Raw genomic sequence first — 13,042 nt, 5'->3', positions numbered from 1 at the left:
CCCCCTCTGCCCTACCGGGCATCTCCCCCTCAAGGGGGGAGATTGGACGGCCGCAAGGATTTCGACCATCGTCCAACGTTGCAGGAGATGCGATACGGTCCTGCCTGCTGATCTCCCCCCTTGAGGGGGAGATGGCCGGCAGGCCAGAGGGGGGTGTGCCGCGCGCCGACACCGCTGGGCCAAAACCACGGCCGACCGCTTCCATCAAAACAGGAAACATCTAATGCCGGGGCGCTGTTTCTCCGTCCAGCAATGCCTCCAGGCGGTCGAACCCTTCCTCCGTGCCGATGCGGCGCTGGTCGAGCCCGTCCGTGTGGCCATCGAGGAAAACCACCTGCTCGGTAAACGTCATGCGTGTCCCCTCGCCCGCGGCGACGAAGCCGACCGTCGCCAGGGACACGGACACGCGCTTTTGTCCGAGGCGCATCTCATAGGCGTAGACGATGCGATGGTCTTCGACGATGTCGAGAAAGCGCGCTTCATAGATGAAGACGTCGCGTCCCCTCTCGCGCGCCCGGTTATGCTCCGAGCCGCCGACGCGGAAATCGAGCCCGTAATCGACATCGTAAAGATCGATGTGGCAGGACGCCCAGGCGCGGCGCGCCTCCTGCTGCGACCACGCGGCGAAGACGCGGTGCGGCGGCACGCGGAATGTTCGCTCTATGACGAATGTCGTGTGGACCTCGGAACGCTCGCTCATTCCGCGCCTCCTTCCTTTGCCTCCGCGCCTGCGCCTGCCAGATAGGCTTCGAGGCGGTCGAACTGATGATTGAGGGCGTCCTTGCGCGCCGCCACCCACGCCTCGACCCGCTGGAGCGCCTCTGCTTCCAGCCGATAGGTCCTGACGCGACCGCTTTTCTGCGACCGCACCAGCCCGCCTTCTTCCAGGACCTTCAGATGCTTCAGCGCCGATGGCAGGGCGAGCGCCTGCGGCTCCGCCAGTTCCTTGACCGAGGCAGGCCCGCGCGCCAGCTGGTCGACCATGCCGCGCCTGTTCGGATCGGACAGGGCGTGGAACAGCCGGTCGAGCGATCTCGCCTGAATGCCTGCCACGACCTAGACCTCCGCCTTCACAAAGCGCTCGGGCATATCCTCCCGGTAAGGGAACAGATGAAAGTAGGGGCGCGCCTCATCAAGCACCCGCTGCATGGAAGGCCTTGCCAGGAGCCGCTCGAAATAGGCTGCCACCGCCCCGTGCGTGGCGCCGAACGGATGCACGATGCCGGCATAGAACAGCGCCGGCGCCGCGGCGCAATCGGCCATGGTGAAGCGGTCGCCGGCGGCCCATCGGTGGGTCGCCATCTGCTGCTCGATCATCTCATAGGCCGTGTCGAGCGTTGCCCGTTCCGCCGCAATGCCATGGGGATCCTTGCCGTCCGCAGCGGGTCTGAGGCGTTCGGCGACGATGGCCTGCATCGGCTGGCTGACATGGAGATCGTAGAACCGGTCCCACAGCCGCACCTGCAGCGCCGCATCCGGGTCCTCGGGCAGGAGCCGCTCCCTGCCCGGATAGTGCCGGTCGAGATACTCGATGATGATGCTGGTTTCGGGAACGGTTTCCCCGCGCGCCGCATCGTGCAGCACCGGCATCTTGCCGAGCGGCCAGAGCTGGCGAAACCGCGCCGCTGCGTCGGGGTTGCCGAGGTCGACCAGAAAGGATTCGAACGGGGTCTCGTTCTCGTAAAGGGCGATCAGCACCTTGTGGCAGAAGGAGGCCAGCGGATGCTGATAAAGGGTGAGAGACATGCGCCACTCCGCGACGACAAATAGTTTCCATTATGGGAAACTAATCCCGCCGCCCGATGCTGTCAATCAATAGTATTCCATATGGGAAAGTTTTATCGCCGCGCAGTCACCTGGCGAGCGCCGCCTTCAGCCGGCTGAGATCGGCGGGGTTCCAGCCCGACGGAGCCGTCACCGCCATCCATGCATCGATATAGTGCTCGGGCGCGTAGAGATGCCCGTGGCCGAGCGGCGCCGTCGTCGCCAGCCCCATGTCGAGCGCGAGTTGCAGGAAGGTGACGATCGGGTACCAGCGCAGTTCCGTAGACACGTCCGGCCCGCGCTCTCCTGAAAGCCAGGTTGGCCTGCGATACCACGAAAGCGGATCGAAGAAGACAACCGGGTCGCTGGCGTATTGCAGATAAACGATGCGCAGCGGCCCCCAGCGGGCGCCCGGTATGTCGAGTGCATTTTCCTGGCTCGTGAACCGAACCACCGACCCATCGCGGAAACGCGGCAGCCAGGCGGGTGAGCCGGGATTGCGGTCGCGCGTGATGGCGCTCCACAGGCGGCTGTTGAAGGGCGGCCCGGCCCACAGGGCGCCCTGGAACGGATCGGCGAGGACGTCGAAGAGCTCGGCCGACTGCTCGGAGCTCAGGGCGCCGAGGCTGAGGCCATAGAGATAGAGCTTCGGGCGCCCATCCTTAGGCAACGTCTTCCAATGGGCATAGACCTCGCGGAACAGCGCATGCGCGGCCTCGGCGCCGTAGCTCGGCTCGATCAGCAGCGAGAGCCAGCTCGTGAGATAGGAATATTGCTGCGCCACCATCGCCGTGTCGCCGTCGTGCAGATATTCCAGCGTGTCGGCGCCCTCCGGATCGACCCAGCCGGTGCCCGTGGGCGCCACGACGACCATGACGGAACGGTCGAAGGCGCCGATGCGCTTCAGTTCATCGAGCGCCAGCCTGGCCCGCTCGTCCACCGTCTCCGCCGAGCGCAGCCCGACATAGACGCGCATCGGCTCCAGCGCCCCGCGGCCCGTGAAGGCCGCGATGTCCTCGGCTCTCGGTCCCTCGACGATGAAGCTGCGGCCGGTGCGGCCAAGAGTATCCCAGCCGATCAGCGATCCGGGGCCGCCCGCCTTGCTGCCGTCGGACGGCTGCTCGATACCGTCTTCGAACAACGCATCGAGTTCCTCATAGGTCGAATCGGCGACCCGCAACGCGTAGCGCAGCAGCACCCGATCGACCAGCGAGGCGAGGAGAAGGCCGACAAGCACGAAACCGAGCACATAGGCGACACGTCGAGGAACGAAGCGCTTCAACTGCCCGGACAGGAACAGGAACAGGCGCTTCAGTCCGCGTCCGAGGCCGAACAGCAGCAGGAACAGGAAAAGCGCCATGCCGCCCACCCGCACGGGATGGGCGGTGTCGACGGGCTCCAGCTCCATCAGTGCGCGGATGGAGTTCTGCCATGCCGCCGCCTTCCAGAGGAAGAACACCGCGACGGCGGCGCACAAAAGCGCCATCGCCCATTTGCCGTAATAGCGGGACGAGTGGCGCGGCTCCGGCAGCTCCAGATAGCGCCACAGCCAGACGAAAAACACACCGAGGCCGTAACCGACCGCCAGCGACACGCCGGACAGGATGCCCTGCACGAAATAGGCGCGCGGCAACAGTGAAGGGGTGAGGGACGCGGCAAAGAACAACGTCCCGAGACAGAGCCCCACCACGGAAAAGGATTGCCAGAGGCGCCTGTCGCGCTCAGCCGCAAGATCGACCATCGGGGACCCTCATCCTTGTCAGCCCGGACAGGCTTCGCCGGCGAGAGTGGAACGCCGGGCGTCGCAAGGCAACACCCGGCGGCAATCTCCGGTGAACCCTCAGCCGACGAGAGCGTCAACCAGCCGGTCCGCTCCGTCGCGGTAGGGATCGACCGTCGGCAGGCCCATGCGGGTCTCGATCTCCTCGAGGCAGGCGGCGGCCTCGTCGACGGAAAGGGCGGCCGTGTTCACCGAGACACCGACGACCCTGACGTTGGGATTGACGATGCGGGCCGTCGCCAGCGACAGATCGCGCAGCGCCTCCAGCGAGGGGAGCTGATAGTGCGGCAGGCCGCGCATATGCGTGCGGGTCGGCTCATGGCAAAGCACCAGCGCATCGGGCTGGCCGCCATGGATCAGAGCCATGGTGACGCCGGAGAAGGAGGGATGGAACAGGCTGCCCTGTCCCTCGATCAGATCCCAGTGATCGGCCTCGTTGTCGGGCGTCAGCTTCTCCACCGCGCCGGCCATGAAATCGGCCACCACCGCATCGAGCGGCACGCCCGAGCCGGTGATGAGGATGCCGGTCTGTCCGGTGGCACGGAAGCTCGCCTTCAGGCCACGCTCGCGCATGGTGCGCTCCATGGCGAGCGCGGTGTACATCTTGCCGACGGAACAATCGGTGCCCACCGCCAGGCAGCGCTTGCCGGTGCGCTTCCTGCCGTCGGCGATCGGATAGTCTTCCTGCGGCACACGCACGTCGAACAGGGCGACGCTGGCCTTGCCGGCCGCCTCCACCAACAGCTCTTGCGCGGTCAGGCGGTTGTGCAGGCCCGACGCGATGTCCATGCCGGCTTCCGCGGCCTCGACCAGCGAGGCGATCCAGCTCGGCGAGATGACCCCGCCGCGATTGGCCGCACCGACGACCAGGGTCTGCGCGCCGGCGGCCTTGGCCTCGGCGATGCTCATGTCCTTCAGGCCGAGATCGGCCTTGCAGCCTTCGAGGCGCAACTGGCCGACGCAGAATTCCGGCCGCCAATCCTTGATGCCCTGGGCAACCTTCGCGGTCAGCGCATCCGGCGCATCGCCGAGGAACAGGAGATAGGGCGTCTTCAGCATGGCAGGCATCGCTCTTTGCACGGGGTGGACCAGGCAGCCGCTGGGGCAGACTGGCACAAGGCGCAAAGTGGCCGGCGATGTCAAGCAGTGGCCCGTCCCACGGCGAAGATCTGGATCAACGCGCCGGCCGCACCCACGACCGGTTGGCGCCGTCAGTTGCCCAGGATGGCCGGCAGCCGCAGGCCTTTTTCCCGCGCCCAGTCGAGCGCCGTGCCGTAGCCCGCGTCGGCATGGCGCATGACGCCCGTGGCCGGATCGTTCCACAGAACCCGTTCGAGGCGCCGCGCCGCGTCTTCCGTGCCGTCGGCGCAGATCACCATGCCCGAATGCTGTGAGAAGCCCATGCCGACGCCGCCGCCATGGTGCAGCGACACCCAGGTGGCACCGGAAGCGCAGTTCAGGAGCGCATTGAGCAACGGCCAGTCCGACACCGCGTCCGAGCCGTCCTTCATCGCCTCCGTCTCGCGATTGGGCGAAGCGACGGAACCCGAATCCAGATGATCGCGGCCGATCACCACCGGCGCCTTGAGTTCGCCCTTCGCCACCATCTCGTTGAAGGCGAGGCCAAGCCGGTGCCGGTCGCCGAGCCCGACCCAGCAGATGCGTGCCGGCAGGCCCTGAAAGGCGATGCGCTCGCGCGCCATGTCGAGCCAGCGGTGCAGATGCGCGTTGTCGGGCAGCAGCTCCTTCACCTTCTCGTCGGTGCGGTAGATGTCCTCCGGATCGCCCGACAGAGCCGCCCAGCGGAACGGGCCGATGCCGCGGCAGAACAGCGGGCGGATATAGGCCGGCACGAAGCCGGGGAAGGCGAAGGCGTTCTCGAACCCCTCCTCCTTCGCCACCTGGCGGATGTTGTTGCCGTAGTCGAGGGTCGGGACGCCCCGATTCCAGAAGGCGACCATCGCCTCCACATGCTCGCGCATGGAAGCGCGGGCGGCCTTCTCGACTGCCTTCGGATCGCTCTCCCGCTTCTCGCGCCATTCGGCAAGCGACCAGCCCTTCGGCAGATAGCCGTTGACGGGATCGTGCGCCGAGGTCTGGTCGGTGACCATATCCGGCCGGACACCGCGGCGCACCAGCTCGGGGACGATCTCGGCGGCGTTGCCCAACAGGCCGACCGACTTCGCCTCGCCCGCCTTCGTCCAGCGGTCGATCATCGCCAGCGCTTCGTCGAGCGAGGTCGCCTTCTCGTCCACATAGCGGGTGCGTAGGCGGAAATCGATGCGGGTCTCGTCGCATTCGATGGCCAGGCACGAGGCGCCGGCCATGACGGCGGCAAGCGGCTGCGCGCCGCCCATGCCGCCGAGACCGGCGGTCAGGATCCAGCGGCCCTTCAGGTCGCCGCCATAATGCTGGCGGCCCGCCTCGACGAAGGTCTCGTAGGTGCCCTGCACGATTCCCTGAGTGCCGATATAGATCCATGAGCCGGCCGTCATCTGGCCGTACATCATCAGCCCCTTGCGGTCGAGCTCGTGGAAATGGTCCCAGTTCGCCCAATGGGGAACGATGTTGGAGTTGGCGATCAGCACACGCGGGGCGTCCTTGTGGGTGCGGAACACGCCCACCGGCTTGCCGGACTGGACGAGCAGGGTCTCGTCCTCCTCCAGCGTCTTCAGGGTCGCAGCGATGCGATCGAAATCGTCCCAGGTGCGGGCGGCGCGCCCGATGCCGCCATAGACGACCAGTTCGTTCGGGTTCTCAGCCACTTCCGCGTCGAGATTGTTCATCAGCATGCGCAGCGGCGCTTCCGTCAGCCAGCTCTTCGCGTTGAGCTCGGTTCCGCGCGGCGCTTTCACGTCACGGATGTTGTGGCGTGGATCGGTCATGGGTTCAGTCCTTTTTCATCGACAGCGCGATCTCTTCGAGACGCGTCAGAATGGCTTTCAGATGCCCGCGCAGCGGCGCGGCCTTGTCGGCGTCGTAGGTGAAGGGCACGGTTTCGGAGGCGAGATGGGTCGCCTGCGCCAGCTCCATCTGGATGGCGTGGACGCCTTCCTCGGGCCGTCCGTAATGGCGCGTGGTCCAGCCGCCGCGGAAGCGGCCGTTGAGCACGCTGGAATAGCCTTCGGCGGCCGCGCAGATCTCCGCGGTCGCCGCCTCGATTTCCGGCGCGCAGGTCTTGCCGTTGTCCGTGCCGATGTTGAAATCGGGCAATCGTCCATCGAACAGGAACGGGCAACGCGAGCGGATCGAGTGGCAGTCGTAGAGGATTACCACGCCGTGCAGCGCCTTGATGCGGGCGATCTCAGCCGAAAGCGCCGCGTGGTAGGGGGCGTGGAACGTCGCCAGCCGTCGCTCGATATCGGCCGGCGCCGGCTCTTCGCCCGCCTTCCAGATGGGTCGGTCGTCGAAATCGGTCAGCGGCACGAGGCCGGTCGTGTTCTGGCCAGGATAAAGGCTCGCGCCCGAGGGATCGCGATTGGCGTCGATCACGTAGCGGTGGAACGTCGCCCGCACCGTGGTGACGCCGTCGAGCAGCCCGTCATAGAGCCGGTGGATATGCCAGTCGGTGTCGGTCAGGAGCAGGCCCTGCGCGTTGAGCCGCGCGGCGACGGCCTCCGGCACATCCGTGCCTGTGTGCGGCAGACCGAGGATGACGGGCGAGGTGCCCTGCCTTACTTCGACGGGGGTCATGGCTCGCTCCTCAATTCTGGCAAGATGCCCGCCGACACGGTGGCGTTCAGCGCCCCTGTGCGCACCAGATCGATGGCCTTTTCCAGATCCGGCGCCAGATAGCGGTCCACCTCCAATGCCGGCACCGCGTCACGGATCGCGGCATGGGCTCTGGAAAGCTCGGCGCTCGTCTTCAAGGGAGCGCGGAAATCGACGCCCTGCGCCGCCGTCACCGCCTCGATGCCAATGATGCCATAGAGATTTTCCGTCATCTGCTGCAGCCGCCGCGCGCCGTGGCAGGCCATAGACACATGGTCTTCCTGATTGGCCGAGGTGGGCGTCGAATCGACCGAGGCCGGGTGCGACATCTGCTTGTTTTCCGACATCAGCGCCGCCGAAGTGACCTCGGCGATCATCAGGCCCGAATTGAGCCCGGGCCTCCTGGCGAGGAAGGCGGGCAGGCCGAAGGAGAGCGCCGGATCGACCAGGAGCGCTATGCGCCGCTGCGCGATGGCGCCGATCTCGCAGATCGCGAGGGCGATCTGGTCGGCGGCGAGCGCCACTGGCTCGGCGTGGAAATTGCCGCCGGAGACCACCGTGCCGTCCGAAAGGACGAGCGGATTGTCGGTCACCGCATTGGCTTCGATGGTAAGCGTGCGCGCCGCCTGGCGCAGGAGATCGAGACAGGCACCGTCGACCTGCGGCTGGCAGCGGATGCAATAGGGATCCTGGACGCGTTCGTCGCCCTCGCGATGGCTCTCGCGGATCTCCGAGCCTTCCAGCAGCGACCAGAGGGCCGCCGCGGTGTCGATCTGCCCCCGGTGGCCACGCAACGCGTGGATCTCGGGATGGAAGGGCGCCGAGGAGCCCATCGCGGCATCGGTCGAAAGCGCGCCGGTGATCAGCGCCGAGCGGGCCGCGCGATGCGCCCGGAACAGGCCCACCAGAGCCAACGCTGTAGAGACCTGGGTCCCGTTGATGAGAGCCAGGCCCTCCTTCGCCTTGAGCACGACCGGCTCCAGCCCGGCCCTGCGCAACGCCTCGCCGCCGGCAAGCCGCTCGCCTTTGAACGACGCCTCGCCTTCGCCCATCATGGCGGCGGCCATGTGCGCCAGCGGCGCCAGATCGCCGGAGGCGCCAACCGAGCCCTTCTCCGGGATGACCGGCATGACGCCGCGCGCCAGCATCTCCTCGATGAGGGTGATCACCTCCATGCGGACGCCCGAGGCGCCGCGGCCGAGCGACAGGAGCTTGAGCGCCATGATCAGCCGCACGATGCTTTCGCCGAGCGGCGCGCCGACGCCGCAGCAATGGGAGAGGATCAGGTTGCGCTGCAGCGTCTCCACGTCGCGCGGCGGGATGCTGACGCTGGCGAGCTTGCCGAAACCGGTGTTGACGCCATAGATCGCCTCGTCGCCTCGGGCGATGTCTTCGATGCGCTGGGCCGCCACCCGGATGCCCTGGTGACAGGACGGATCGAGGCGAACGGGCGGCCCGTCGCGCCAGATCCCCTCCAGGTCGCGGATGGTGACCCTGCCTGGCTGCAGCACAAGCGTCATTCGAATTCTCCCATGATGCGGCGATGAAGCGGGTTGAAGCCGATGCGGTAGGAAAGCTCGGCCGGGTGCTCCACGTCCCAGACGGCGATCTCGGCGCGCTTGCCGGCCTCGACCGTGCCCGTTTCGGCCGACAGGCCGAGCGCCCGCGCGGCCTCGCGCGTCACGCCGGCAAGCGCCTCCTCGGGCGTCATGCGGAACAGCGTGCAGGCCATGTTGAGCGTCAGAAGCAGCGAAGCGAGCGGCGAGGAGCCGGGGTTGCAATCCGTCGCGATGGCGATCGGCACGCCTTCCCGCCGCAGCGCGGCGAGCGGAGGGAGCTGCGTTTCGCGCAGCGTGTAGAACGCGCCGGGCAGGAGCACGGCAACGGTGCCGGCGGCGGCCATCGCCGCAACGCCCGCTTCGTCCAGATATTCGAGATGGTCCGCCGACAGCGCGCCGCAGGAGGCGGCAAGCTTGGCTCCGCCAAGGTTCGACAATTGCTCGGCATGAAGCTTCACCGGCAGGCCGAGCGACCGGGCCCTGTCGAAGACCCGGCGCATCTGGTCGGTCGAAAAAGCGATGCCTTCGCAGAACCCGTCGACGGCATCGACCAGCCCTTCCGCATGGGCCGCCTCCATGCCCGGCAGCACCACCTCGTCGATATAGGCATCGGCATTGCCGCGATACTCGGGCGGCACCGCATGCGCGGCGAGATAGCTGGTTTTCACCCGCACGGGACGGCATTGTCCGAGCCGGCGCGCGGCGCGCAGCATCTTCAATTCGTCGTCCACCGTCAGCCCGTAGCCCGACTTGATCTCGACCGTCGCCACGCCTTCGCCGATCAGCCTATCGAGCCGCTGCAGCGCGCCCTCCACCAGCGCGTCCTCGCTCATGCCGCGCGTTGCCGAGACCGTGGCGACGATACCGCCGCCGGCGCGGGCGACCTCCTCATAGCTGGCACCCGTGAGCCGCATCTCGAACTCGCGTGCCCGGTTGCCGCCGAAAACCAGATGGGTGTGACAATCGATCAGGGCCGGCGTCGCCAGGCGGCCGCCGAAATCGACGGACTCGGCGCTGCGAAGCGCATCCGGCATATCGCTCCTCGTGCCCGCCCAGACGATCATCCCTTCGGCCATCGCCACGGCAGCATCTTCGACGAGCCCATAGGGCGCGGCATCCTCTCGCATGCTTGCCAGGCGGATTCCCGTGATGACAGTCGGTCGCATGGGGTGGAAAACCTTCCTCGTGGTTCGTCGGAGCGCCTGCCCGTATTGCTTCGGTTGAATTTATTGTCTACGCTTTATGCCGTTATGTCTATACATATGTAGTCCAGGAAGAACGCGACATGCAAGCCGTTTTCGCTCGAAACGCCCTTACGCCCGGCGGTTGGCGCCGCGACGTGTCGATCGAGATCGACGCTGCGGGACGAATAGCCCGCGTGACGCCTGATTCCACACCCGGTGCGGACGCGACGCAAGTGCCGGTGCTGTTGCCGGCCGTTTCGAACCTGCACAGCCACACCTTCCAGCGTGCCATGGCAGGGCTTGCCGAGCGGCGCGGCCCGCAGGGGCGCGACAGCTTCTGGACCTGGCGCGAGATCATGTACCGCTTCCTCGACCTGCTCTCGCCCGAGGATGTGGAGGCAGTGGCCGCCTTCGCGTTCATGGAGATGCAGGAAGCCGGCTTCTCGGCCGTCGCCGAGTTTCACTACGTGCACCACCGGCCGGGCGGCGAACCCTATGCCGAGATCGGCGAGATGTCGGCCCGCATCGCCGCGGCGGCCCGCGAGACCGGCATCGGCCTCACGCTTCTGCCGGTGCTCTACCGCTACGGCGGCGTCGACAGGCGCCCTCTGCAAGGCGGCCAGCAGCGCTTCGGCAACGACATCTCCCGTTTCGAAGCGCTTCTGGCCAGCGCCGCCAGCCATATGCGCCACCTGCCGGACGACGCCCGTCTCGGCGTGGCGCCGCACTCGCTGCGCGCCGTCGGCATCGAGGAGTTGCGGGCGGCGAGCCTGCTGCGCCCCGACACGCCTCTGCACATGCACATTGCCGAGCAGGAGCCCGAGATCGACGAGATGATGACGGCGCACGGCCGGCGCTCCGTCGAATGGCTGCTCGGCGAGATGGAAGTCGACGAGCGCTGGTGCCTGATCCACTGCACGCATATGAGCGAGGACGAGACGCAGGGCCTTGCCCGAAGCGGCGCGGTGGCAGGCCTGTGCCCGGTCACCGAGGCCAATCTCGGCGACGGCATCTTCAACGGCCCGGAATTCCGCGTAGCGGGTGGCCGGTTCGGCATCGGCTCCGATTCCAACATCCGCATCACCATTGCCGAGGAGCTGCGCCAGCTCGAATATTCGCAGCGCCTGCGCGACCGCGCCCGCGTGGTGCTGGCGGCGCACGGCCAGTCGTCGGGCCGCACGCTCTACGATGCAGCGCTTGCCGGCGGCGCCCAGGCGCTCGGCCGTGCCTCGGGTGCGCTGGAACCGGGCAAATGGGCCGACCTCGTGGCGATTGACCCTGCCTCTTTTGCCAGCTTCGCCCGCGATGATACATTGCTCGACAGCTGGCTCTTCACCGCAGGCAACGAAGCGGTCAGCGATGTGTGGTCGGCCGGGCGACACCGGGTTCGCGGCGGTCGCCATCTCGAGCGCGAACGGATCGCCGCCCGATACGCAAAGACGATCGAGAGACTGATGGGGATGCTGTGACCGGCGAACGCGCTTCCTTCCGCACGATCCGCGACGAACTTTCCCGCCGCATCGCCGAACGGGTGTGGCTGCCGGGCACCCTGATCCCCGGCGAGGAAACGCTGGCCGAGGAATTCGGCGCCGCCCGCGCCACGGTCAACCGGGCCCTGCAGGAGCTGGCGCGCGCCGGCATCCTTGAGCGCAGGCGGCGGGCGGGAACGCGCGTTGCGCTGCATCCCGTGCGGGAAGCGCGCTTCATCATTCCGCGCATCCGCCAGGAGATCGAGGGCCGCGGCTCGGATTACCAATACAGGCTACTGAGCTGCGAGGAGGCGAAGGCGCCAGAGGTGATCTGTGCACGTCTCAGCCTGCAGCCCGGCTCGAGGCTCCTTCACGTGCGCTGCCTTCACCTGGCAGACCGCGTCCCCTACCAGTTCGAGGATCGCTGGATCAATCCGAAGGTCGTGCCGGATGCGCTGCAGGCCGATTTCAGCCAGGTCGGCCCAAATGAATGGCTCGTCGGTCATGCCCCCTTCTCGACGGCCGAATTCACCTTCATGGCGGCAGCGGCCAGCGCCGAGGAAGCGGGGCTCCTGCAGATTCGCGAGGGCGACCCGGTGTTTGTCGGAGAGCGCATCACCTGGATGCGCGCGGACCCGATCACGCTTGCGCATCTGGTGCATCCCTCCTCTCACCGCATGGTGACGCAGCTCTGAACGCCGCGCGTCCTCCTGGACGCAACCCGAGGATGCCCGATTTTTGGCTTTTCCGCATTTATGCGGATGCCGGGTGATTTCACCCGGCTGCAAAATGCTATAGGGCAAACTCAGTTTCATCGTTCCGGAAAATCAGCCATGACCGCGCGCCCGACGCTCATCGCCCCGTCCATCCTCTCCGCCGATTTCTCACGCCTCGGCGAGGAGGTCGAAGCCGTGGCGAATGCCGGCGCGGACTGGATCCATCTCGACGTGATGGACGGCCATTTCGTGCCCAACATCACCTTCGGCGCACCGATCATCAAGGCCATCCGCAACCGCACCGACAAGGTGTTCGACTGCCACCTGATGATCGCGCCGGCCGACCCCTATCTCGCCGCCTTCGCCGATGCCGGCTGCGACATCATCACGGTGCACGCGGAAGCCGGCCCGCATCTGCACCGTTCGCTTCAGACGATCCGCAATCTCGGCCGGAAGGCCGGGGTTTCCCTCAATCCCTCGACGCCCGAAAGCGTCATCGAATATGTGCTCGACCAGCTCGACCTGGTGCTGCTGATGACGGTCAATCCCGGTTTCGGGGGGCAGGCCTTCATCCCCTCGGTGGTCGAGAAGATCCGCCGCATCAAGGCGATGATCGGAGACCGGCCGATCGACATCGAGATCGACGGCGGCGTGACGCCACAGACGGCCGGCGAGGTGGTGGCGGCCGGCGCCAACGTGCTGGTCGCCGGATCCGCCGTCTTCAAGGGCAACGGCGAAGCCGCCTATGCCGAAAACATCACCGCCATCAGGCAAGCCGCCGGGTGATTCCGCCAAAAGATGGAAGTCGTGAAGAATTCACGGCAAGAAAAAAGGCCGCGCGCCCTTCCGGGCAGCGCGG

The 13,042-nt window shown here is 66.9% G+C and carries 12 protein-coding genes; 3 read left to right on the top strand and 9 right to left on the bottom strand.

Annotated features, from left to right (window positions below; genetic code table 11):
* Window positions 1-220: 220 nt before the first annotated feature.
* The 9 genes from NUU27_RS23000 to hutI all read right to left on the bottom strand — a co-directional run bounded on the left by NUU27_RS23000 (window position 221) and on the right by hutI (window position 9,980).
* Complete coding sequence (locus NUU27_RS23000) at window positions 221-700, bottom strand: SRPBCC family protein (RefSeq protein ID WP_257764635.1); 480 nt, start codon at window positions 698-700, stop codon at window positions 221-223.
* The gene (locus NUU27_RS22995) at window positions 697-1,053 is read right to left on the bottom strand and encodes a helix-turn-helix transcriptional regulator (RefSeq protein ID WP_257764634.1); all 357 of its coding nucleotides are present in this window, start codon (window positions 1,051-1,053) and stop codon (window positions 697-699) included. Before NUU27_RS22995 ends, NUU27_RS23000 begins: the two co-directional genes overlap by 4 nt.
* 3 nt (window positions 1,054-1,056) lie before the next feature.
* Complete coding sequence (locus NUU27_RS22990) at window positions 1,057-1,746, bottom strand: glutathione S-transferase family protein (protein ID WP_257764633.1); 690 nt, start codon at window positions 1,744-1,746, stop codon at window positions 1,057-1,059.
* Between the two features lie 106 nt (window positions 1,747-1,852).
* On the bottom strand, window positions 1,853-3,505 hold the full coding sequence (locus NUU27_RS22985) for an alpha/beta-hydrolase family protein (protein ID WP_257764632.1): 1,653 nt from the start codon (window positions 3,503-3,505) through the stop codon (window positions 1,853-1,855).
* 99 nt (window positions 3,506-3,604) lie between these two features.
* Window positions 3,605-4,603 (bottom strand): N-acetyltransferase DgcN, encoded by a 999-nt coding sequence (dgcN, locus tag NUU27_RS22980; RefSeq protein ID WP_257764631.1) that lies wholly within the window; start codon window positions 4,601-4,603, stop codon window positions 3,605-3,607.
* A gap of 152 nt (window positions 4,604-4,755) precedes the next feature.
* Window positions 4,756-6,429: a urocanate hydratase gene (gene hutU / locus NUU27_RS22975; protein WP_257764630.1), complete on the bottom strand. Its 1,674-nt coding sequence runs from the start codon at window positions 6,427-6,429 to the stop codon at window positions 4,756-4,758.
* A gap of 4 nt (window positions 6,430-6,433) precedes the next feature.
* The gene (hutG, locus tag NUU27_RS22970; RefSeq protein WP_257764629.1) at window positions 6,434-7,237 is read right to left on the bottom strand and encodes an N-formylglutamate deformylase; all 804 of its coding nucleotides are present in this window, start codon (window positions 7,235-7,237) and stop codon (window positions 6,434-6,436) included.
* On the bottom strand, window positions 7,234-8,775 hold the full coding sequence (gene hutH, locus NUU27_RS22965) for a histidine ammonia-lyase (RefSeq protein ID WP_257764628.1): 1,542 nt from the start codon (window positions 8,773-8,775) through the stop codon (window positions 7,234-7,236). The genes hutG and hutH overlap by 4 nt, the downstream gene beginning before the upstream one ends.
* Window positions 8,772-9,980: an imidazolonepropionase gene (hutI, locus tag NUU27_RS22960; RefSeq protein WP_257764627.1), complete on the bottom strand. Its 1,209-nt coding sequence runs from the start codon at window positions 9,978-9,980 to the stop codon at window positions 8,772-8,774. Before hutI ends, hutH begins: the two co-directional genes overlap by 4 nt.
* 119 nt (window positions 9,981-10,099) lie before the next feature.
* Between hutI and NUU27_RS22955 the strand changes: the two genes are divergently transcribed.
* From NUU27_RS22955 to rpe, 3 genes are all read left to right on the top strand, one after another.
* Window positions 10,100-11,467: a formimidoylglutamate deiminase gene (locus NUU27_RS22955; protein ID WP_257764626.1), complete on the top strand. Its 1,368-nt coding sequence runs from the start codon at window positions 10,100-10,102 to the stop codon at window positions 11,465-11,467.
* On the top strand, window positions 11,464-12,162 hold the full coding sequence (locus NUU27_RS22950) for a GntR family transcriptional regulator (RefSeq protein ID WP_257764625.1): 699 nt from the start codon (window positions 11,464-11,466) through the stop codon (window positions 12,160-12,162). The genes NUU27_RS22955 and NUU27_RS22950 overlap by 4 nt, the downstream gene beginning before the upstream one ends.
* Before the next feature lie 138 nt (window positions 12,163-12,300).
* Window positions 12,301-12,969, top strand: a complete 669-nt coding sequence (gene rpe / locus NUU27_RS22945) for a ribulose-phosphate 3-epimerase (protein WP_257764624.1) — start codon at window positions 12,301-12,303, stop codon at window positions 12,967-12,969.
* Window positions 12,970-13,042 lie beyond the last annotated feature (73 nt).

It is taken from the genome of Nitratireductor sp. ZSWI3, assembly GCF_024655565.1.
Taxonomy (GTDB): Bacteria; Pseudomonadota; Alphaproteobacteria; order Rhizobiales; family Rhizobiaceae; genus Nitratireductor.
This window is presented reverse-complemented; position numbering and strand designations above follow the sequence as displayed.